18 protein-coding genes and 2 tRNA genes are annotated in these 20704 nt (G+C 60.5%); 19 read left to right on the top strand and 1 reads right to left on the bottom strand.

Annotated elements, in window-relative coordinates; genetic code table 11:
* Positions 1-104 precede the first annotated feature (104 nt).
* A tRNA-Val gene (locus ACRX4W_RS01175) sits at positions 105-180 on the bottom strand.
* A gap of 187 nt (positions 181-367) precedes the next feature.
* Here ACRX4W_RS01175 and asnB point away from each other — a divergent pair.
* The 19 genes from asnB to ACRX4W_RS01080 all read left to right on the top strand — a co-directional run bounded on the left by asnB (position 368) and on the right by ACRX4W_RS01080 (position 20496).
* On the top strand, positions 368-2248 hold the full coding sequence (asnB, locus tag ACRX4W_RS01170) for an asparagine synthase (glutamine-hydrolyzing) (RefSeq protein WP_117745773.1): 1881 nt from the start codon (positions 368-370) through the stop codon (positions 2246-2248).
* A gap of 111 nt (positions 2249-2359) precedes the next feature.
* On the top strand, positions 2360-3922 hold the full coding sequence (locus ACRX4W_RS01165) for a Mur ligase family protein (RefSeq protein WP_117774379.1): 1563 nt from the start codon (positions 2360-2362) through the stop codon (positions 3920-3922).
* 107 nt (positions 3923-4029) lie between these two features.
* On the top strand, positions 4030-4941 hold the full coding sequence (locus tag ACRX4W_RS01160) for an HAD family hydrolase (protein WP_117774378.1): 912 nt from the start codon (positions 4030-4032) through the stop codon (positions 4939-4941).
* A gap of 51 nt (positions 4942-4992) precedes the next feature.
* Positions 4993-5877: a glutamate racemase gene (gene murI / locus ACRX4W_RS01155; protein ID WP_117774377.1), complete on the top strand. Its 885-nt coding sequence runs from the start codon at positions 4993-4995 to the stop codon at positions 5875-5877.
* A gap of 54 nt (positions 5878-5931) precedes the next feature.
* Positions 5932-6657 carry a ribonuclease PH gene (gene rph, locus ACRX4W_RS01150; RefSeq protein WP_432298929.1) on the top strand — a complete coding sequence of 242 codons (726 nt, stop codon included), beginning with the start codon at positions 5932-5934 and terminating at the stop codon, positions 6655-6657.
* Between the two features lie 143 nt (positions 6658-6800).
* Positions 6801-7442, top strand: a complete 642-nt coding sequence (rdgB, locus tag ACRX4W_RS01145) for an RdgB/HAM1 family non-canonical purine NTP pyrophosphatase (RefSeq protein WP_022094898.1) — start codon at positions 6801-6803, stop codon at positions 7440-7442.
* 3 nt (positions 7443-7445) lie between these two features.
* Positions 7446-7892: a D-aminoacyl-tRNA deacylase gene (gene dtd / locus ACRX4W_RS01140; RefSeq protein WP_089572532.1), complete on the top strand. Its 447-nt coding sequence runs from the start codon at positions 7446-7448 to the stop codon at positions 7890-7892.
* A 114-nt stretch (positions 7893-8006) separates the two neighbouring features.
* A complete protein-coding gene (locus tag ACRX4W_RS01135; protein ID WP_006234957.1) occupies positions 8007-8303 on the top strand; it encodes a Veg family protein in 297 nt (98 codons plus the stop codon).
* A 2-nt stretch (positions 8304-8305) separates the two neighbouring features.
* Positions 8306-9202, top strand: coding sequence for a 4-(cytidine 5'-diphospho)-2-C-methyl-D-erythritol kinase (gene ispE / locus ACRX4W_RS01130; protein WP_117774375.1), 897 nt, complete (start codon positions 8306-8308; stop codon positions 9200-9202).
* A gap of 49 nt (positions 9203-9251) precedes the next feature.
* Positions 9252-9328 (top strand) — tRNA-Pro (locus ACRX4W_RS01125).
* 112 nt (positions 9329-9440) lie between these two features.
* A complete protein-coding gene (gene tatA, locus ACRX4W_RS01120) occupies positions 9441-9716 on the top strand; it encodes a twin-arginine translocase TatA/TatE family subunit (RefSeq protein ID WP_022094895.1) in 276 nt (91 codons plus the stop codon).
* A 106-nt stretch (positions 9717-9822) separates the two neighbouring features.
* Positions 9823-10293 (top strand): transcription elongation factor GreA, encoded by a 471-nt coding sequence (greA, locus tag ACRX4W_RS01115; RefSeq protein WP_006234960.1) that lies wholly within the window; start codon positions 9823-9825, stop codon positions 10291-10293.
* Positions 10294-10372: 79 nt separating this feature from the next.
* The gene (lysS, locus tag ACRX4W_RS01110) at positions 10373-12337 is read left to right on the top strand and encodes a lysine--tRNA ligase (RefSeq protein WP_117840013.1); all 1965 of its coding nucleotides are present in this window, start codon (positions 10373-10375) and stop codon (positions 12335-12337) included.
* Between the two features lie 342 nt (positions 12338-12679).
* A complete protein-coding gene (locus ACRX4W_RS01105; RefSeq protein ID WP_231500736.1) occupies positions 12680-14248 on the top strand; it encodes a threonine/serine exporter family protein in 1569 nt (522 codons plus the stop codon).
* Between the two features lie 221 nt (positions 14249-14469).
* Positions 14470-15063, top strand: coding sequence for a DUF2798 domain-containing protein (locus tag ACRX4W_RS01100; protein ID WP_432298928.1), 594 nt, complete (start codon positions 14470-14472; stop codon positions 15061-15063).
* Positions 15064-15249: 186 nt separating this feature from the next.
* On the top strand, positions 15250-17892 hold the full coding sequence (locus ACRX4W_RS01095; protein ID WP_117840011.1) for an ATP-dependent Clp protease ATP-binding subunit: 2643 nt from the start codon (positions 15250-15252) through the stop codon (positions 17890-17892).
* A gap of 120 nt (positions 17893-18012) precedes the next feature.
* Positions 18013-18372, top strand: coding sequence for a type II toxin-antitoxin system RelB/DinJ family antitoxin (locus ACRX4W_RS01090; RefSeq protein ID WP_197032147.1), 360 nt, complete (start codon positions 18013-18015; stop codon positions 18370-18372).
* Positions 18369-18890 carry a PIN domain-containing protein gene (locus ACRX4W_RS01085; RefSeq protein ID WP_117773490.1) on the top strand — a complete coding sequence of 174 codons (522 nt, stop codon included), beginning with the start codon at positions 18369-18371 and terminating at the stop codon, positions 18888-18890. Before ACRX4W_RS01090 ends, ACRX4W_RS01085 begins: the two co-directional genes overlap by 4 nt.
* Before the next feature lie 148 nt (positions 18891-19038).
* On the top strand, positions 19039-20496 hold the full coding sequence (locus tag ACRX4W_RS01080) for an aminoacyl-histidine dipeptidase (protein WP_117773489.1): 1458 nt from the start codon (positions 19039-19041) through the stop codon (positions 20494-20496).
* Positions 20497-20704: the final 208 nt, after the last annotated feature.

Genomic DNA, 20704 nt, shown 5'->3' with positions numbered 1-20704 from the left:
GAAAACGCTTCGCGTTTCCTCAGCTCCGCACCCTTTCGGGTTCGAATCCCATGCGCTGGGCCCAAACAAAAACGGTCCCCTTGCGAGGACCGTTTCCAATTCAATGGTGGGCGATGAGGGATTCGAACCCCCAGCCTTGTGCGTGTAAAGCACCTGCGCTAACCGTTGCGCCAATCGCCCGTGCGGAGAGAGTATAGCAAAACAATCGCCCCATTCACCTCATATCCATTAAAGGTAACCGGCGCGTGTCACAGCGGAGCTGATTCAGTTGAGATTGCCTGAACATTCCGCCCCTCTTTACGCCCTCGGGTATACTCAAAAGCTACTGATTCGATTTGATGCCCAGCAACAGCAGAGGGGATAGTATATGTGCGGTTTTGTCGGTTTTGTCGGTGGGACGGATAACCAATCCGAGGTGCTCACCAAGATGATGGACCGCATCGTCCATCGCGGTCCCGACATGGGCGGTCAGTTTATCGACGGCCGCGTTGCCCTGGGCTTCCGCCGCCTGTCGATCCTCGACCTGACCGAGGCCGGCGCTCAGCCCATGGCCAATGAGGACGGCAGCGTCGTCATTGTCTTCAACGGCGAGATCTACAACTTCCAAGAACTCCGTTCCGAGCTCGAGGCCAAGGGCTACAAGTTCCACTGCGGCGCCGACACCGAGAGCCTCCTGCACGGCTACGAGGAGTGGGGCGAGGCCGTACTCGATCGTCTGCGCGGTATGTACGCCTTCGTCATCTGGGACAAAAAGAAGAACAAGCTTTTTGGCGCCCGCGACATCTTTGGCATCAAGCCGCTCTACTACTATCCCATGGCCGATGCGGGCGACGGCGCTCCGGGCGTGCTCTTTGGTTCCGAGATCAAGAGCTTCCTGGACTACCCGCACTTCCACAAGGCGGTCAACAAAAAGGCTCTGCGTCCGTACATGACGCTGCAGTATTCGGCGACTGAGGAGACCTTCTTCGAGGGTGTCTACAAGCTGCCGCCGGCGCACTACTTTACCGTCGATATCCCGACCGGCAAGATGAACATCGAGCGCTACTGGGATTGCGATTACTCTGCCGTCGAGAAGCCGTTCGAAGAGTATGTCGATGAGCTGGACGAGGTCGTGCACGAGAGTGTCGAGGCCCATCGCATCGCCGACGTCAAGGTCGCGTCGTTCCTCTCCGGTGGCGTCGACTCCAGCTACATCGCCGCTTGCCTCATGCCCGACAAGACCTTCTCGGTGGGCTTTGACTACAAGAACTTCAACGAGACCAACTACGCCAAGGAACTTTCCGATAAGCTCGGCGTCGAGAACGTTCGCAAGATGATTACCGCCGACGAGTTCTTCGGCGCGCTCGAGGACATCCAGTATCACATGGACGAGCCGCAGTCCAACCTGTCTTCCGTGCCGCTGTGGTTCTTGGCCGAGATGGCCCGCAAGGACGTTACCGTCGTGCTTTCGGGCGAAGGCGCCGACGAGCTCTTTGGCGGCTACGCCTACTACGAGGACACGGTCCCGGTGCGCAAGTACAAAAAGATGGTGCCGCTGCCCATCCGTCGCGCGCTCGGTAACCTGGCGCTGCATATGCCGTACTTCAAGGGACATAACTTCCTGGTCAAGGGTGCCGAGATCCCCGAGAAGTCGTTCCTGGGACAGGCTCTGGTATGGCCGGAGCGCGAGGTCGACGGCGTGCTCAAGCCCGAGTACAACACCGGCGATGGCGCCTTTGAGCTCGCTGCACCCATCTACGCACGCGTGAAGGGTCAGCCCGAACTGGTCAAGAAGCAGTACCTGGACATGAACATGTGGCTCCCGGGCGACATTCTGCTCAAGGCCGACAAGATGTGCATGGCGCACTCGCTGGAGCTGCGCGTGCCCTTCCTGGACCGCAAAGTCATGGAGTTCGCCGAGCACATTCCCGATCGCTACCGCATCAACGAGAACGGCAACAAGCAGGTACTCCGCCACGCTGCCAACAAGTCGCTGCCCGATGAGTGGGCCACCCGTCCCAAGGTGGGCTTCCCGGTGCCGATTGTCTACTGGCTGCGCGAGCAAAAGTGGTACGACTATGTCAAGGAGTACTTCACCGCGCCGTGGGCAAGCGAGTTCTTCAATACCGACGAGCTCATGCACCTGCTCGATCTGCACTTTGCGGGCAAGGGCGATTTCCAGCGCAAGATCTATACGCCGCTCGTGTTCCTAGTGTGGTACAAGCGCTTCTTTATCGACGAGGACCAGCCCGCTGTTCAGGCTGCCTAGCCTCGGCTTACGAACGCCTGCGCGTAACGGCTCCTCCGGGAGCCGTTTTTGCGTGGGTGCGTTTCAGTTACTATAAAACCGTCCCTGCCAAATGGCTGAGAAAGGTGAAAGATGCACCATTCGGATTCCGCGACCGTGACCACGGTCGATACGCTTGCCAAGCTTCTCGATGTGTGCGGCGAGCTGCGCGCATCAGAGCAGGTTGACGAGCGCGCCGTGACCGGCTGCTCGTTTGATTCGCGCGCGGTCTCGGCAGGTGACGTATTCTTTTGCAAAGGTGCTGCCTTTAAGCCCGCGTTTTTGAGCATGGCGCTCGATGCGGGCGCCGTCGCATTTGTGTGCGAGGAGTCGCTGGTCGAGTCTCTGGAGCCGCTGGCGCAGGAGAGCGGTGCTGCGATGCTGGTTGTTGATAGTGTTCGCACGGCCATGGCCCTGTTGCCGCCGGAGGTCTACGACCGTCCCGACCACGACGTCAAGATCGTGGGCATCACCGGCACCAAGGGAAAGACCACGGCCGCTTTTATGCTCCAGTCCATCATCAAGGCGGCGGGCGAGTCCTGCGGCATGATCGGCTCGGTGAGTACCGACGATGGTATCGAGTGCTACGAGAGCACCAACACCACGCCCGAGGCCCCCGAGGTTTGGCGCCATATCGCCAACTGCCGCACGTCCGGTCGCCAGTCCATGGTCATGGAGGTCTCGAGCCAGGCGCTCAAGTACCAACGCGTCGAGAATCTGCCGTTTGACGTGGCGTGCTTCCTCAACATCGGCCGCGACCACATCTCGCCGATCGAACACCCCACGTTTGAGGATTATTTTGAGAGCAAGCTTAGGATCTTTGACCAGGCAAAGACCGCCGTGGTGAATCTGGGCACCGATGAGGTTGACCGTGTGCTAGAGGCAGCGTCGACGGCCGAGCGCTTGGTGACCGTTGGCGTCGAGCATCCCGAGGCAAGCCTGTGGGCGAGCGATGTCCGCATGCTCGGCTTTAACATCGAGTTCAACTTGCACGGCATGAGCGCCGACGAGCCCGAGGCGGGGGAGAAGGTCCTGCTGGGTATCGCGGGCGACTTTAACGTGGAAAACGCGCTGGTCGCTATCGCCGCTGCGCGCGAGATCGGCATCGGTATCGAGGCTATCAAGAAGGGCCTCTCCAAACTGCGTGTGCCGGGCCGCATGGAGGTCGTGGAGTCGAAGGACGGCCGCGTGATCTGCGTCGTTGACTATGCGCACAACCAGCTTTCGTTCCGTTCGCTTTTCTCGTCGGTCAAGCGCGCGTTTCCCGCTAGCCCCGTCATTGCGCTGTTTGGCGCCGCCGGCGGCAAGGCGCAGGAGCGCCGCGAGCAATTGCCACGCGAGGCCGCACCGTATTCCGACCTGATGATCTTTACGAACGAGGATCCAGCTCACGAGGACCCGATGAAGGTCTGTCGCGAGCTTGCCGAGCATGTTCCCGACGATACGCCGAACAAGATCATCCTCGACCGCGAAGCCGCTGTGCATGCGGCGTTCAAGGCGGCGCGCGAGGAGTACGTCAACCCCGATGCTCCCACCATTGTCTTGCTGCTGGCAAAGGGTGACGAGGAGCTCATGCACGTGGGCGACGAGTTCGTGCCCATCGAGAGCGACCTTTCGCTGGCCAATCGCCTGATCGATGTTACCCAGTTTGACTAATGAACCATGATGGCGGCGGCGCCCTGAGTGCGCTGTCGCCATAAGCGTGTTCCCTCAATCAAAACATGCCGTCCAAGTCCAAACCCTTCTACGTAAACGGAGTAACCATGTCCCACAACACCTTGCCGACCGTTGCCGAGCTTTCGGGCGAGATGCGCGAGCGCTTGGCCAAGGTCAAGTACGTCTTTACCGACCTGGATGCCACGATGCTCGCGCCCGGCTCGTGCGTGCTGCGCGACAACGACGACAACCCCTCGACCAAACTCGTCGAGGCCGTCGTGGCGCTCGCTCGCGCTGGCATTCAGGTGGTTCCCACCTCGGGCCGCAACCGTACCATGATCCACGAGGACGCGCGCGTGCTCGGCCTCAACTCCTACATTGGTGAGATGGGCGGCCTGGTCATGTACGACCTCAAAGCCAACGATTGGGAGTATCTGACTGGCGACATGCCTTACGACCCCGCCTGCGGCCTTACTCCGCACCAGGTGATCGAGCAGACCGGCGTGTGCGAGAAGATTCTTGCCCGCTGGCCGCACAAGATCGAGTATCACAACGACATGTCGACCGGCTACAAGTACCGCGAGGTCACCGTCGGCATGCGCGGCGATGTGCCCGACAATGAGGTCCAGGCCATCCTGGACGAGGCCGGCTGCGGCCTGGTGTGGGCCTGTAACGGTCACCTGACGCATCTGTCCAAGCCGACGACGCTCGAGCTCGATCGCGTCGAGGACGGTCGCGCGTTTAACATCAATCCCGCCGGCCTCAACAAGGGCGTTGCCATCGCGCGCTTCTGCGAGCACCTGGGGATCGAGCGCGAGGAGACGCTCGCGCTCGGCGATTCCGAGTCCGACTTCTACATGGCCGATCACGTGGGCACGTTCTGCCTGGTCGAGAATGGCCTGACGAGCGCCGGTGCGCCCGAGTTCCTGGCTGCTTGCGAGAACGCTTTCGTTACGCGCGGCAAAATTGTCGACGGTTGGGCGGCGACGGCAGAGCTGCTGGTCGCGGCGCGTTCGTAGCGCGGCGTCGCCGCACTTGGACATGTCTTTTCGAGAGAGACTGGTGAGGTAATGTCCGATATCGAGAATCCGACAGGCGACACGCGCCCGATTGGCGTGTTCGATTCTGGTTTGGGCGGTCTGACGGTTGCGCGCGCCATCGCGACGGTGCTGCCGCGCGAGTCCGTCTACTACTTCGGCGACACCAAACGCTGCCCCTACGGCACGCGCACCGAGGATGAGGTGCGCTCGTTTGCGTTGCAGGCGGGCCGTTGGCTGTCGAAGCACGACGTCAAGATTATGGTCATCGCCTGCAACACGGCGACAGCTGCGGCCTTGCGTCTGGCCCAGCAGGTGCTCGACGTTCCCGTGATCGGCGTGATCGCGCCGGGTGCCCGTGCGGCAATCAACAGCACCCGCACGCGTCGCGTGGGCGTGCTCGCCACCAACCTCACCATTCGCTCGGGCGCTTACACGCGCGCCATTCAGGACCTAGATGCCGGCGTCGACGTATACGGCTGCCCCGCCTCGAGCTTTGTCGAGGTTGTCGAACACGAGCTCGCCTCGGGTGCGCATCTGCAAGAGCAGTGGCTTGAGAACGAGGACATCTTCGATACGCCTGCCGTGCGTGCGCTGGTGGGTGCCACGGTTGAGCCACTGCGCGACCACGGTATCGATACCGTGGTGCTCGGCTGTACGCATTTTCCGCTGTTGGTGGGACCTATCCGCCATGCGCTGGGGCCTGGGGTACGCGTCGTGAGTTCCGCCGAGGAGACCACGCGCGAGCTGACCGATATCCTCACGCGCCGCGAGCAGCTGGCGGGCGTCGCCGCCGAGCCGCAGCATCGTTTTGCCACGACGGCCGATAACATTGCCGAGTTTGCGGTGGCGGGCAGCTTTATCTTTGGTCAGCCGCTCAAGAGCATTGAGCATATCGATATCGATGAGCTGAAATAGATGTAAGGCCGCCGTCAGAGCCTTCGCCACACCTTTTGCCGAAAGGATTTTTCTATGGAGTACATGCAGGTCAACCGCGCCAACGGTCGCGCCGCCAACGAGTTGCGCCCCGTTGAGCTCACCCGTGGCGTCATGAAGCACGCCCACGGCTCGTGTTTTGCCGAGTTCGGTGACACGCGCGTGTTGTGCGCCGCCACCATCGAGGAGGGCGTGCCGGGCTGGCGAAAGGGAGCTAAGGTCGGCTGGGTGACCGCGGAATACGCCATGCTGCCGGCGTCGACCGGCAAGCGCTGCAAGCGCGAGCACGCCAACCGCAAGGGTCGCTCCATGGAGATCGAGCGCCTCATTGGCCGCAGCCTGCGTACCGTCGTCAACATGAAGGCGCTCGGCGAGTACACCGTCACCGTCGACTGCGATGTGATTCAGGCCGATGGCGGCACGCGTACAGCGAGCATCACCGGCGCCTGGGTGGCGCTGCACGACGCCCTCGCCATGTGGGTCGAGGCGGGCAAGATCGAGCGCATCCCGCTTACCGGCCAGGTGGCTGCAATCTCCATGGGCGTTGTCGACGGCAATACGCTGCTTGACCTCGATTATTCCGAGGACAGCCATGCCGAAGTCGACATGAACCTCGTCGCCACCGACACCGGTGAGATGATCGAGCTCCAGGGCACTGGCGAGCAGGCGCCCTTTGACCGTAAGCGCCTCAACGCCCTGCTCGACCTGGGCGACAAAGGCATCGCCGAGCTCATCGAGCTTCAGCGCCAAGCCATCGCCTAACCTGCCAAAAAGGGACAGGTTTATTTTGGCAGGTTTTATCTGGGAAAACGTCGAAGTATAAGACTGCCGTTGATTGAGAGGGGAGAGGCGGAGGCCCTCGTCGCCCTCGGCGCGGCATTGCTATAGAGACAAGGAGACCACTCATGGCACTTGAGAAGATCGACATCGACACCCTCGACCCGGCGGCGACCATTGTCGTGGCAACGGGCAACGCCCATAAGCTCACCGAGATCGAGGCCATTTTAGGCAAGGTCATGCCCGAGGTTCGCTTTGTGGCGCTCGGCCAGCTGGGCGATTTTGAGGACCCCGAGGAAAACGGCACGACGTTTTTGGAGAACGCCATCATCAAGGCGCAGGCTGCCGTCGAAGAGACGGGGCTCATGGCCATCGCCGACGATTCTGGCTTGGTCGTCGACGCGCTTGACGGCGAGCCGGGCGTGTATAGCGCGCGCTATGCGGGCGTGCACGGAGACGATGCCGCCAACAACGCCAAGCTTCTCGTTAACCTGGAAGGCGTGGCGGACGAGGACCGCACCGCGCGCTTTATGAGCGTCGTTGCGCTTATCGACACGGATGGTCTGGTCACCTATGGCGAGGGCGCCTGCGAGGGCGTTATCGCACACGAGGGCCGCGGCGATCACGGCTTTGGCTATGACCCGCTGTTCCTGCCGGTCGACACGCCGGGCAAGACCATGGCCGAGCTGACGGCGGACGAGAAGAACGCCATCAGCCATCGTTTCCACGCGCTCGAGCATCTGTCCGCCAAACTGACGGGCGAGGAGTAGGCCGTGCGTGCGGTGGTGCAGCGCGTACTCAACGCCGGCGTGACGGTCGACGGCGAGTGCGTGGGCAAAATTGGGCGCGGCTATCTGGTGCTGCTGGGCGTGGGCCACGGCGACACGCGCGCCGAGGCCGATAAGCTGTGGGGCAAGCTCCGCGGCTTGCGCATTAACGAGGACGAGAACGGCAAGACCAACCTGGCACTTGCCGATGTCGACGGCGAGGTTCTCGTAGTGTCGCAGTTCACGCTGTTCGCCGATTGCCGTCACGGCCGCCGCCCATCGTTTACGGATGCCGGCGCCCCCGATGTCGCCAACGAGCTCTACGAGTACTTCCTGACGCTCGTTCGTCAAGATGTCGAACACGTGGCGCATGGCATCTTTGGCGCCGATATGAAAGTCGACCTCGTCAACGACGGCCCATTCACCATCGTCCTCGATACCGACAATCTGTAAGTAGCCAAATTAGCTACTTGCGCGTGGTCGCAACAGGGTGCTATAGTATTAGAGTTTTGTCTATCTTAGGGGTATTATCCCCTTTTTGAATTGCACCTTCTGGAGGCCCTGTTCATGGAAGAGATGGAAGTCAATCACGTCGACGACATCCACGAGAAGCTGACCGATATGGTGGGCGATCGCGTCAAGGTGAAGGCCAACATGGGCCGCACCCGCGTCGTCGAGCGCATGGGCACCATCAAGAGCGTCCACCCCGCCGTCTTTATCGTCGAGGTTGACGAACGTCGCGGCCGCAAGTCGCGTCAGTCCTACCAGTATATCGATGTCCTCACCGGGCAGGTCGAGCTGTTCGACCCCGAGAGCGGTGAGCACATTTTTACCCCGCTCGGCAATCAGCTCGAGGAGCACTAACGGTGACCGATCGGTCCCTGACTCTTTCCGCGCCGGCAAAGATTAACCTCTACCTGGGGGTTCATACCGAGCGCGATGACCGCGGCTACCACAGGGTCGATTCCCTGATGGCAGCCGTCGGTCTTTCCGATTCCGTGACGGTCGCGCCGGCGCAGGCGCTGACCGTCCAGACGGTTCCGGCATCAGATTTTCCCATGCAAAAGAATACGGCGTATCGGGCTGCGGTTGCTATGGCCGAGCATTATGGTTGCGAGGCAAACATCTGCGTGACGATTGAGAAGCGCATTCCATTGTGCGCCGGCTTGGGCGGCCCCTCGACGGACGCGGCCGCGGTCATTGTCGCCTTGGCGGAGCTCTGGGGAATTGATCGCACCGACCCCGCGCTCGACGACATTGCGCGGGGTATTGGTGCTGACGTCCCGTTCTTTTTGCACGCGAGCCTTGCGTTCTACGTAGGTGGGGGAGACGTGCTGGCAACTGAGTATCCCGCGCTGCCCGCAACGCCCGTCGTGTTGGTCAAGCCGCGCGAGGCAAGCGTTTCAACAATTGAAGCCTATCGACGTTTTGACGAGGCTCCGGTGCCTGCAGACAAGCCCGGCGCGATAGCTTCTGCCTTGCATGCTGGTGATGCCGAGACGGCATATGCGCTCATCCATAACAACCTAGGTGTCATTTCCGCACAGATGGAGCCGCAGATTCAAACGGTTCTCGATTGGCTGCGTAAACAGGACGGCACCGTTGCTGTAGATGTGTGCGGATCGGGTGCCTGCTCATTTGCCATTTGCGACACCGCCGCCACGGCCGAAAGGCTTGCCGACGCTGCCCTGCAAAACGGCTGGTGGTCCTGCGCGACGGAGCTCATTCCCAACACGGTTCGCATCGAAGTGCCAAAGAAGTAAAAATTTCTCTAGCACACGACGGAAATCTTTGTTACTATAGTCGAGCTAACGGGTTGTGGCTCAGTTTGGTAGAGCACTGCGTTCGGGACGCAGGGGTCGCTGGTTCAAATCCAGTCAACCCGACCAGAGCATGAGGAGGGACCGCTTCTTGCGGTCCCTTTTTTTAGCTATTGTTGTGATACCGCGATACCCGCGGTATACTCATTCGAGCTTGTCTCGCTGTATTGTGGAGGTCTACATGTTTGGACTGAGGGCTCCTGAGCTCATCATTATTCTCGTCGTTGTCCTGATTATCTTCGGGCCCAAGAACCTGCCGAAGCTCGGCAAGTCCCTCGGCTCTACCGTCAAGAATATCCGCGAGGGTATGGAGGGCGACGATAAGGCCGAGACCAAGCAGGCCGAGGAGGTCGTGGTCGAGCAGTCCGAGGAGGACAAGGAGATCGCTGAGCTCGAGGCCAAGCTCGCTGCTGCCAAGAAGAAGCAGGCAGAGGACAGCGACGCGGACGCAGAGTAGTCCCATCCCTTTGGGGTGAGCACCTGACCGGCTTGCCCGCAGGCTAGCCGGTCTTTTTCGTTTTGTTGACAGTTGATTGTTTGATCAGAGTTGGGGAGATATCCGTATGGACGCAAGCCAGATCGTACTGACCGCTGAGGGCCGCCAGAAGCTCGTCGAGGAGCTCGCTTGGCGTGAGGGCGATTACGCCAAGGAGATCGTCGAGGACATCAAGGAAGCCCGCGCGTTCGGCGACCTTTCGGAGAACTCCGAGTACGATGCCGCCAAGGACAAGCAGGCCCAGAACGCCGCTCGTATTGCCGAGATCCAGGCCATCCTTGCCAACGCTCAGGTTGCTGCCACCACAGGTGATCTGACCGTCTCCATCGGTTCCACCGTTTCTCTGATTGATCCCAACGGTGAGGTCATGGAAGTCACGCTCGTCGGTACCACCGAGACCAACTCGCTCGAGCACAAGATTTCCAACGAGTCTCCGGTCGGCCACGCCATCATCGGTCACGGCGAGGGCGACTCCGTCGAGGTCGTTACGCCTTCCGGCAAGACTCGCGTCTACACCATCGCCAAGATTGCACGCTAGACCACGGTCCCGCGTAAAGGTATGTTTTCGCTCCCTGGGACCGAATCCTGGGGAGCGTTTTAGTTTGAGGAGCTAACTTATGGCAGAGAACCAGAACGCCGCAGATCAGGCATCGACGCTCAACGACGAGCGCGCCACCCGCCTGGCCAAGCGCGCCGCCCTGTTCGAGGCGGGCCAGAACCCCTATCCCGAGCACTCTGAGCTTGAGGACTACGTTGCCGATATCGAGGCTAAGTACGCCGAGCTTGCCGATGGCGAGGACACCGAGGACGTCGTGAAGATCGCCGGCCGCGTGGTCGCCAAGCGCGGTCAGGGCAAGATCATGTTCATCGTCGTGCGCGATGCGACTGCCGAGATTCAGCTGTTCTGCCGCATCAACGACATGGACGAGGCTGCATGGAATACGCTCAAGTCCCTCGACCTGGGCGACATCCTGGGCGTGACCGGCGTGGTTGTGCGCACCCAGCGCGGCCAGCTCTCCGTTGCCCCTAAGAGCGCGACCCTGCTTGCCAAGGCCGTTCGTCCGCTGCCCGAGAAGTTCCACGGTCTTTCCGACAAGGAGACCCGTTATCGTCAGCGCTACGTCGACCTGATCGCCAACGACGATGTCCGCGAGACCTTCCGCAAGCGTTCGCAGATTCTCTCCACCTTCCGCCGCTTCATGGAGTCCGACGGCTACATGGAAGTCGAGACCCCCATCCTGCAGACTATCCAGGGCGGCGCCACGGCTAAGCCGTTCATCACGCACTTCAACGCGCTCGACCAGGAGTGCTATCTGCGCATTGCTACCGAGCTGCATCTCAAGCGCTGCATCGTCGGCGGCTTTGAGCGCGTGTTCGAGATTGGCCGCATCTTCCGCAACGAGGGCATGGACCTCACCCACAACCCCGAGTTCACCACGATGGAGGCCTACCGTGCCTTCTCCGATCTCGAGGGCATGAAGGCGCTTGCCCAGGGCGTCATCAAGGCTGCCAACAAGGCCATCGGCAACCCCGAGGTCATCGAGTACCAGGGCCAGACCATCGATCTTTCCGGTGAGTGGGCAAGCCGCCCCATGACTGATATTGTCTCTGACGTGCTCGGCAAGAAAGTCACCATCGACACGCCGGTCGAGGAGCTTGCTGCCGCCGCGCGCGAGAAGGGCCTGGAGATCAAGCCCGAGTGGACTGCTGGCAAGATCATCGCCGAGATTTACGATGAGCTGGGCGAGGACACCATCGTCAACCCGACCTTCGTGTGCGATTACCCCATCGAGGTCAGCCCGCTTGCCAAGCGTTTTGAGGACGACCCGCGTCTGACGCACCGCTTTGAGCTGGTTATCGCCGGTCACGAGTACGCTAACGCGTTCTCCGAGCTCAACGACCCGGTCGACCAGGCCGAGCGCTTTGCCGCTCAGATGGCCGAGAAGGCTGGCGGTGACGACGAGGCCATGGAGTACGACGAGGACTACGTGCGCGCCCTCGAGTACGGCATGCCTCCCGCGGGCGGCATCGGCATCGGTATCGACCGCGTGGTCATGCTGCTCACCAACCAGGCCTCCATCCGCGACGTCCTGCTGTTCCCGCACATGAAGCCCGAGAAGGGTTTCCAGTCCGGTGCTGCTGCCGCCAAGGCCGCCGAGGCCGGCAACGCCTCGAGCCCGTTCGTCAAATCGCTCAAGCCTACGCTCGATTACTCTAAGATCGCCGTCGAGCCGCTGTTCGAGGAGTTTGTCGACTTTGATACCTTCTCCAAGAGCGATTTCCGCGCCGTGAAGGTCAAGGCGTGCGAAGCCGTCAAGAAGTCCAAGAAGCTGCTGAACTTTACGCTCGACGACGGTACCGGTACCGACCGCACCATCCTTTCCGGCATCCATGAATACTATGAGCCCGAGGACTTGGTCGGCAAGACCCTGCTCGCCATCACCAACCTTCCTCCGCGCAAGATGATGGGCATTCCCAGCTGCGGCATGCTGATCAGCGCTATTCACGAGGAGGAGGGCGAGGAGCGCCTCAATCTGATTCAGCTCGACGCTTCCATCCCCGCCGGCGCAAAGATGTGCTAACTAGTTACGCGGTTCTACGAACCACGTAACGGCTCGACGCTGCGCGCCGCCCAGGGCGACAATTTGTCATTCAAAAGGTAAGGCATGACCAGAAGGTCTATGTCTTGCCTTTTTCATGCCAACTTGTTCGCCCTGGACGTCGCTCGCTGTCCGTCCTCTACCTGCGGCGTTGCCTTGGTTGGCACTTAGGGACGTTCTTAAACGACTAGCCATTCAAGAACGTCCCCAACGACTACCTAACGGCTATTGCGTACATGACTCACATGACAGTTGTCTCTTTTATGTTTCCTTTAGCCGTCGCTGCCTAGGATGGGAGTTAGTCGGCAGGAAGGGAGCGTCTGTATGGACGATGCGAGCGAGCGCGCGATCGAAGAGGACATGCTCGATCAGTTCAATTACTTTGATGATGAGGACGAGGAGCTGATCGACCGTCGCGAGCCAGCGCCGCTTGATTCCTTTGATCTGGTCGATGAAGAGGCTGATGAGGTTGAGGATGAATCGACGGAACCCCCACAGCCTTCGCGCCTTGACTCACTGCCTTCGAGAGCCCCCATGCACCACGGTGTCCGTGCCGGCGCGCTCCATATGAAAACTGACTGGCGCCAGATCGTGACCGCGGGCGATGAGCTTGCCGTCGATGCGCCACTTACCGACAAATCATCCATCATCTGCCGCACCGGTATGCTTATGCTCGCGAGCGGAACGGGTGCCTGGCGTGTACGCGATACCATGAACCGCGTCGCCGCCGTACTCGGTGTCACCATCCACGTTGACTTAAGTCTCCTGTCGTTTGAGTGCACCTGCATCGAAGGCGGCCACTGCTTTAACGAGGTCGTCAGCCTGCCAACAACGGGCGTCAACACTCATCGCATTTGGATGATGGAGAGCTTCCTAAAGGAAATCGAGACTTATGGGCGCCGGTTTACCGTGCATGAGTATCACGAGATGCTCAAGACCGTTGAGAGTTCAAAACCTGATTACGCGCCTTGGCAACAGGGCCTTGCGGCGGCCTGCGCCTGTGGCGCCTTTGTCTTTTTACTTGGTGGCGGTCCCATTGAGATGGCATGTGCGTTCGTGGGCGCGGGCGTCGGCAACTTTGCCCGTTCTCATATCCTCAAGCAGGGCCTCGGCCAGTTTAGCGCGTTGACGATTGGCGTCGCGCTGGCCTGTATCTCGTATTTACTGGCGTTGCTCGGCCTTGGCCAGGTCATTCCGGGGGCAATGTCGCACCAAGAAGGCTATATCGGCGCCATGCTCTTTGTCATCCCCGGCTTTCCCCTCATTACGGCAGGCCTCGACATCGCAAAGCTCGATATGCGAAGCGGCATCGAGCGTCTTTCGTATGCTGTGTCAATTATTGTGATGGCGACCCTCGTAGGCTGGATGGTTGCCGAGTGTGTGGGACTGGCGCCGGATGACTTCGCCCCGCTCGGCCTCTCACCGTTGGCTCTTACGCTCTTGCGCATACTGATGAGCTTTATCGGTGTATTTGGCTTCTCGGTTATGTTCAACAGTCCGATAAAGATGGCCGCGGCGGCTGGGCTCATCGGTGCCGTGTCTAATACCTTGCGCCTTACGCTCGTCGATGCGCCGACGCTGTTTCCCTTTCTGGGCCTGAGTGCAGGCATGCCTCCCGAGGCGGCGGCGTTTATCGGCGCGCTGGTGTCGGGACTGCTTGCGAGCCTGGCCGAAATCAAGCTCACGTACCCGCGCATCGCCCTCACGGTGCCATCGATTGTCATCATGGTGCCGGGACTGTATCTGTATCGCTCGATGTACTACATGTGCACGTTTGACACGGTTAATATGCTTGGCTGGTTTGTGCGTGCGGTGCTCATCGTGGCGTTCCTTCCCGTCGGCCTGAGCGTAGCGAGAACTCTCACCGATCCCCGCTGGCGCCACACCAGCTAATTGGTGCAAGGGGGACAGGTTACTTTGCACCAATACGCCGAGCATCTCCACAAACTCAACGCTTACGAAGCGCGTGTTGTTCGTGTTAGGGTAGTTCCACCACATAAGTAGTCGCAGACGCACGTACCGCGGGCGGGCGAGATGAAGTCCCAGTAACTCCATCTCGCCTGCCCGTTTTTTTGCACGCGCCGCGGCGTAACACAGAAAGGATTTCGCCCTTTATGCCTATCAACAAACGAGAGAGCCTGCTGTTCACCTTTATCATGTGTTTTTGTATGGTGCTCTGGATGAGCATCTACAACGTTGCCCTGCAGCATGGGGCCATCAACGGCGAGGTTGTTGCCGCTGCATGGCTTGGCTTCCCCGTTGCCTACGTCTTTGCCATGTGCTGCGACTGGTTTATCGCCAGCCCGCCAGCCAAAGGCTTCGCCTTCAAGTTCCTGGTTACTCCGGGCAAGAGCTCGCCGCTCGCTATGACGCTCGCCGTCAGCTCCTGCATAGTCGTCCCCATGGTCATCATCATGTCGCTCTACGGCGCCTGCGAGGGCCTGTTCCATATGCCCGGCGGCCCGCTTGCCAATTTGCAGGCGCTGCCGATGATGTGGCTCGTCAACATTCCGCGCAACTTTATCATGGCCCTGCCCTGGAACCTGCTGGTGGCCGGTCCGGTTGCCCGGTTTGTCTTCCGTCGCGCCTTCCCCATGGGCACGGTCTTTGCCGAGCCGCACATGGAGCTCGTGCACATGCCGGGTGCTCCCGCTGCCGAGGAGGTTGCCAACATTTCCGAGGGCATGGACGTCGAGCCTGCCTGCTAGGCAACGCTCAGAACCAGACCCCCAAACAGACCGGAGCGATTCCTTTTTTGTAGACGTTGTCGTATGGCTCCGTGCGGAAAAGGTCCCAACGGTTAACATATACTCCATATGGGTAAAGAGACCAAAGCGCTGCCGCGGGGCGGCGCTTTGCGTTTGAAAAAACTAGCTCGTCTAAGAGGAACTAGCATGTTAGACCGTTTTACCGATCGCGCGCGCAAGGTCATGTCCATGGCCAAGCAAGAGGCGCTCGATCTACACTCAAATAAAGTGGGTACCGAGCATCTGCTGCTCGCGCTCGCTAAGGAGGACGAGGGCATTGCCGCCGAGGCACTGCGCTCGCTCGATATCTCCTACGACGACATCATGGACACCCTCAAGGAGGTCCAGACCACCGTTCCCGAGCCCAGCGAGGAGACCGAGGCCGCCAAGCTCGCCTTTACGCCGCTCGTCATTAGCGTGATGGAGCGTTCCTTCCGTGTGGCGCGCGAGAACAACCAGACCTATGTGTCGACCGAGCACCTGCTCATCGGTATCGTCGAAGAGGGCAACGGAATGGCCATGGACATCCTCATGCGCCTGGGTGTTTCGTCCGCTTCTATCAAAAAGGCCATCGAAAAGCTCACCGCCAAGGACCAGGACAAGAAGCGTCCGCTCGCCGGAGCTGGCGCCGGCCGCCCCGGTGCGGGCCTGCCGTTCTTTAGCGGCTCGGACGCCTCACAGCAAAAGGGGGACGGCACCGACACGCTCAAGCAGTTCGCCACCAACCTCACACAGAAGGCGCGCGACGGCAAGCTCGATCCCGTGATCGGTCGCGAAAAGGAAGTCCAGCGCATGATGGAGATCCTTTCGCGCCGCACCAAGAACAACCCGCTTATCTTGGGTGATCCCGGCGTGGGCAAGACAGCCATCGTCGAGGGCCTGGCTCAGCAGATTGCCGCCGGCAACGTGCCCGAGAACCTCATGAACCAGAATATCTGGACACTCGACCTGCCGGGTCTTGTTGCGGGCGCCAAGTATCGCGGCGAGTTCGAGGAGCGTCTCAAGAACGTGATCCAGGAGGCGACCGAAGCCGACGACGTTATCTTGTTTATCGACGAGATGCACACCATCATCGGTGCCGGCTCTGCTGAGGGTTCTATCGATGCGAGCTCCATGCTCAAGCCCGTTCTCGCACGCGGTGCCTTCCAGATCATCGGCGCCACCACGGCCGAGGAGTTCCGCAAGTACCTCACCAAGGATCCGGCCTTTGAGCGTCGCTTCCAGACAATCGATGTCGAGGAGCCGAGCGTCGAGGACACGGTCAAGATCCTGACCGCGCTCAAGCCGCGCTACGAGGAGCACCACCATGTGCGTTACACACAGGGTGCTATCGAGGCCGCCGCGAACCTCTCCAACCGCTACATTCAGGACCGCTTCCTGCCCGATAAGGCCATCGACCTTATCGACGAGGCCGGTGCCCGCGCCCGCATCGCCGCTAACCGCGCGCCCGAGCCGGTGCGCGAGGCCGAGCATCGCGTCGAAGAGCTCAAGGCTGCCGCACAGGAGGCCACCGAGAGCGACGACATGAACAAGGCTGCCGAGATCACTGAGCAGCAAAAGGCTGCCGAGATTGAGGTTGCCGAGGCCAAGGCTGCCTGGACGGCCGAGCTCGACGCGAGCCCGCTCACCATCGACGTCGCCCAGATCGCCGACATCGTCTCCGTGACCTCGGGTGTGCCGGTGTCTTCGCTCACCGAGAGCGAGAGCCGTCGCCTGCTGCAGACCGAAAGCGTGCTCAAGACCCGCATTATCGGCCAGGACGAGGCAGTCGAGGCCGTTGCCAAGGCCGTGCGCCGCAGTCGCTCGCCGCTCAAGGACCCGCGTCGCCCCGGCGGCAGCTTTATCTTCCTGGGTCCCACCGGCACGGGCAAGACCGAGCTCGCCAAGACGCTTGCCGAGTATCTCTTTGGCAGCAAGGACGCGCTCATCAGCTTCGACATGTCGGAGTTTGGCAGCGAGTTCGAGGTCTCCAAGCTTATCGGTAGCCCCCCGGGCTACGTTGGCCATGACGAGGGCGGTCAGCTCACCAAGGCCGTGCGCCGTCATCCGTACTCGGTTGTGCTGTTTGACGAGATCGAGAAGGCGCACCCCGATATCTTCAACATTCTGCTGCAGGTGCTGGAGGAGGGCCGCCTGACCGATAGCCAAGGCAAGACGGTCGACTTCCGCAATACCGTGATCATCATGACGTCCAACGTGGGCGCCCGCGAGATTGCGCAGGATGCGAGCGTTGGCTTTGGCACCACCGGCGAGCACGGCCTTACCTCGAGCGAGATTAAGGGCCGTGCGATGGGCGAACTCAAGCGCCTGTTCCGCCCCGAGCTGCTCAACCGTATCGACGACATCGTGGTGTTCCAGAAGCTTTCGGGCGAGAATCTGACCAAGATCGCGCACCTGCTGGTGGACGACTTGCGTCAACGCCTGATTGCCAACGGCATGAACATCAAGCTCACCGATGCGGCCTACGACAAGATTGTGGCCGAGGGCACCGACCTCACCAATGGCGCGCGTCCGCTGCGCCGCGCCATCCAAAAGCTCATTGAGGACCCGCTGTCCGAGGAGCTGCTGGCCGGCGAGTGGGGCGAGGGCGATACCGTCCTGTGCGATGTGGCCGACGGCAAGTTTGTCTTTAGCCACGGCACGGGCGAGATTCCGGCACCGCGTCCGGTCGGCGCGCTCGGCGGCGATACCGCTCCGGCGGCGCCGCACACCGGCAACGCCACGCCCGTAAGCGGCGGCGTGACCTCGGGCCCCGGCGGCATGATGCAAGCCGGCTCTGGCGCGCTGTAAAGTGTGAAATAGTCTGAATGAAGGGGATGTTCCAGCTGGGACGTCCCCTTTCTGGTAAAGGCGGCATTCATCCTAAATGCTATACTAAGTAAAGGAAAGCGTATAGCAAAAGGAGCCAACATGTCTATGTCGATACTAGACTCACGGCCGGTTCAGATGAACGTGCGCATGGATCGCCAACTCAAGGATGCCGGGGACGCCGTTTTGGCACAGATTGGCATGACGCCGTCGCAAGCCGTTCGGACACTTTGGGAGTATCTGGTCGTTAACGGACATATGCCCTCGAAGGGAGACGCGGCGGCTCCAGTTTCTGACGGAGTGGAGCCCCGGCGCATGGAGTCAAGGGCCGCGCAAGGCAGCCATATCGTTCGCGATTCGTGCCTCAAATACGGCATCCCCATCCCTGAGTTCTCGGGAGACTATGACGACCTCTATGAGGAGGCCATGGCGGAGCGCTATCCCGAGTGGGTGGAACTATGAGCACAGAAGGCGTCCTCAAGCTGTTAATCGATACCAACGTATGGATGGATTATTTTTCTGGCAGGTCCGACCGTACGGCAAATGTCGCCCATCTGATCGAGATTGCCGACGCCTCGGAGCGGATTGCCCTGTTTGCCTCGTCGCTTTCGGTCAAAGACGTTTCATATCTTGTCTCGGCGGCAATCAAGCAGGAGTGCCGAAGAAAGACTGGCTCACTGAGCGATAACGCCATTGCGGCGGCAGACGAAACGGCCTGGGCATGCGTTCGACAGATGCGCGAGCTAGCCCTCATCGCCCCGGTCGGTGCAGATGAGGTCTTCGACTCCTTTGTGTTCAAGTATCATCACAACGACTTTGAGGACGACCTGATACTGGGCGTCGCTAATCGCATTGATGCCGATTACGTCGTGACGGAGGACAAAAACCTCATTAAACATACCAATGGCGTATGCATAAACGTTGATCAAGCTTTGAGGTTGGTTGAAGGGTCCAACGCCCCTTCGGTGCGGCCCGTCTAACCTGCTTTATCTTAATAAAGTAGCGTTTCCCCGCCGTTAGCCGATGATGCGAGGGCGCTCGGCGTTTTCGACTGGTTTATGCACGCAAAGTCTGGGAATATACAAGGCGCATGTCTTACTGTCTAACCAGTTGCGCCAAGGAGGCACCATGGATTACAAGATTACCGGCTACGAGCCCGCCCAGCTGTTCCATTTCTTTGAGGAGGTCAGCGCGATCCCCCGTGGGTCTGGCAACGAGAAGGGCATCAGCGATTTCCTGGTTGCGTTTGCCAAGGAGCGCGGCCTCGATGTGTACCAGGACGAGGTCTACAACGTCATCATTCGCAAGCCCGCTTCTGCCGGCGCCGAGAATGCTCCGGCCGTGATGCTGCAGGGCCACATCGATATGGTGTGCGACAAGTTGGGCTCCGTTGAGCACGACTTTACGACCGACGGTATCGACCTGGTCGTCAAGGACGGCGTCCTCACCGCTAACGGCACCACCCTGGGTGCCGACAACGGCATTGCTGTCGCTCTGATGCTCACTGTTCTCGATGACGATTCGATCGTTCACCCCGCCCTCGAGTGCGTATTCACCACCGACGAGGAGACTGGCCTGGTCGGTGCCGAGACGCTCGACAAGTCCCAGATTAGCGCCCGCACCATGATTAACCTTGACTCCGAGGAAGAGGGCGTTGCCACCGTCAGCTGCGCCGGCGGCGTCGTTGTTACCTACGCCTGCCCCATCGTGCGCGAGCACAAGACCGGCAGCACCCTCACGCTCGACATCTCCGGCCTACTGGGTGGTCATTCCGGCAACGATATCAACCTAGAGCGCGGCAACGGCAACCTCATCATGGCCCGCATCATCGACCGCCTGATGGTTGCCGGCGAGCCCGCCATCGTTAGCTTTAACGGCGGCACCAAGGACAACGCCATCAACCGTGAGTGCAAGGCTGTTCTGGTCTACGCCGACCACGCTGCCGCCGAGGCCGCGGCCCAGATCGCAAAGGGCATCATCGCCGACGTCACTGCCGAGCTCGAGGTCTTCGACCCCGGCTTTACCTGCACCGTCGAGATTGCCGATAACGCTGAGGTCGAGGCCATGGACCAGAAGTCCGCGCTTGCCCTCATCCGCGCCCTGCGTCTTGCCCCTAACGGCGTGATTCGCCGCAACGTCGCCACCGACGGCTCCGTCGAGGTTTCCTCCAACATCGGTGTGGTTGCCACTTCTGACGACGAGGTCAAGATCATGCTGTCCCCGCGCTCCTCGATCACCTCGCTGCAGGACGAGTTCAAGGACCGCCTGCAGACGCTGGCCGATGTCCTGGGCTTCGACGCCAAGTTTGAGTTCGAGTATCCCGGCTGGAGCTATGCCGAGCATTCGCCGGTCCGCGACGTCTTTGTCGAGAGCTATCGTGAGCTCTTTGGCTCCGAGCTGCGCATCGAGTCCATTCACGCCGGCCTTGAGTGCGGCCTGTTTGCCGAGGCCCTGCACGGTCTGGACGCCATCGCCGTGGGCCCGACGCTCTCCGATGTCCACACCCCGGACGAGAGCATGGAGCTCGCTTCTGCCGAGCGCTTCTACGAGCTGCTCATCGACGTCCTCAAGCGCCTTGCCGCGTAAAGGTCACGCCGGCAGCGGTCCGAGCCACGTGCTAGCGGATTGCAAATGACATTACGAGAGGGGACACCCGGTCTTTTGCGACAGGTGCCCCCTCTCTTCTTTTAAGAAATGGGAAATTGCCTGGCGTCTAACCCATATCACCCTTTAGTCAATTTGGAACGTGTCTCTATAGTTTTGTCCACTCTCCCGGGACGACCCCGCCTTCCTT

Source organism: Collinsella aerofaciens, from assembly GCF_964283865.1.
Lineage (GTDB): Bacteria > Actinomycetota > Coriobacteriia > Coriobacteriales > Coriobacteriaceae > Collinsella.
The sequence above is the reverse complement of the archived record's forward strand: the minus strand, read 5'-3'. Positions and strand labels throughout refer to the sequence as shown.

What these genes read in the sequence shown, in the direction of transcription:
- murI (WP_117774377.1), top strand. Translation starts at nt 4,993, where the DNA reads ATGTCCGATATCGAGAATCCGACAGGCGACACGCGCCCGATTGGCGTG.
- ACRX4W_RS01135 (WP_006234957.1), top strand. Translation starts at nt 8,007, where the DNA reads ATGGAAGAGATGGAAGTCAATCACGTCGACGACATCCACGAGAAGCTG.
- ACRX4W_RS01100 (WP_432298928.1), top strand. Translation starts at nt 14,470, where the DNA reads ATGCCTATCAACAAACGAGAGAGCCTGCTGTTCACCTTTATCATGTGT.
- rph (WP_432298929.1), top strand. Translation starts at nt 5,932, where the DNA reads ATGGAGTACATGCAGGTCAACCGCGCCAACGGTCGCGCCGCCAACGAG.
- ACRX4W_RS01165 (WP_117774379.1), top strand. Translation starts at nt 2,360, where the DNA reads ATGCACCATTCGGATTCCGCGACCGTGACCACGGTCGATACGCTTGCC.
- greA (WP_006234960.1), top strand. Translation starts at nt 9,823, where the DNA reads ATGGACGCAAGCCAGATCGTACTGACCGCTGAGGGCCGCCAGAAGCTC.
- ACRX4W_RS01095 (WP_117840011.1), top strand. Translation starts at nt 15,250, where the DNA reads ATGTTAGACCGTTTTACCGATCGCGCGCGCAAGGTCATGTCCATGGCC.
- ACRX4W_RS01105 (WP_231500736.1), top strand. Translation starts at nt 12,680, where the DNA reads ATGGACGATGCGAGCGAGCGCGCGATCGAAGAGGACATGCTCGATCAG.
- rdgB (WP_022094898.1), top strand. Translation starts at nt 6,801, where the DNA reads ATGGCACTTGAGAAGATCGACATCGACACCCTCGACCCGGCGGCGACC.
- tatA (WP_022094895.1), top strand. Translation starts at nt 9,441, where the DNA reads ATGTTTGGACTGAGGGCTCCTGAGCTCATCATTATTCTCGTCGTTGTC.
- asnB (WP_117745773.1), top strand. Translation starts at nt 368, where the DNA reads ATGTGCGGTTTTGTCGGTTTTGTCGGTGGGACGGATAACCAATCCGAG.
- lysS (WP_117840013.1), top strand. Translation starts at nt 10,373, where the DNA reads ATGGCAGAGAACCAGAACGCCGCAGATCAGGCATCGACGCTCAACGAC.
- ACRX4W_RS01085 (WP_117773490.1), top strand. Translation starts at nt 18,369, where the DNA reads ATGAGCACAGAAGGCGTCCTCAAGCTGTTAATCGATACCAACGTATGG.
- ACRX4W_RS01080 (WP_117773489.1), top strand. Translation starts at nt 19,039, where the DNA reads ATGGATTACAAGATTACCGGCTACGAGCCCGCCCAGCTGTTCCATTTC.
- ACRX4W_RS01090 (WP_197032147.1), top strand. Translation starts at nt 18,013, where the DNA reads ATGTCTATGTCGATACTAGACTCACGGCCGGTTCAGATGAACGTGCGC.
- ACRX4W_RS01160 (WP_117774378.1), top strand. Translation starts at nt 4,030, where the DNA reads ATGTCCCACAACACCTTGCCGACCGTTGCCGAGCTTTCGGGCGAGATG.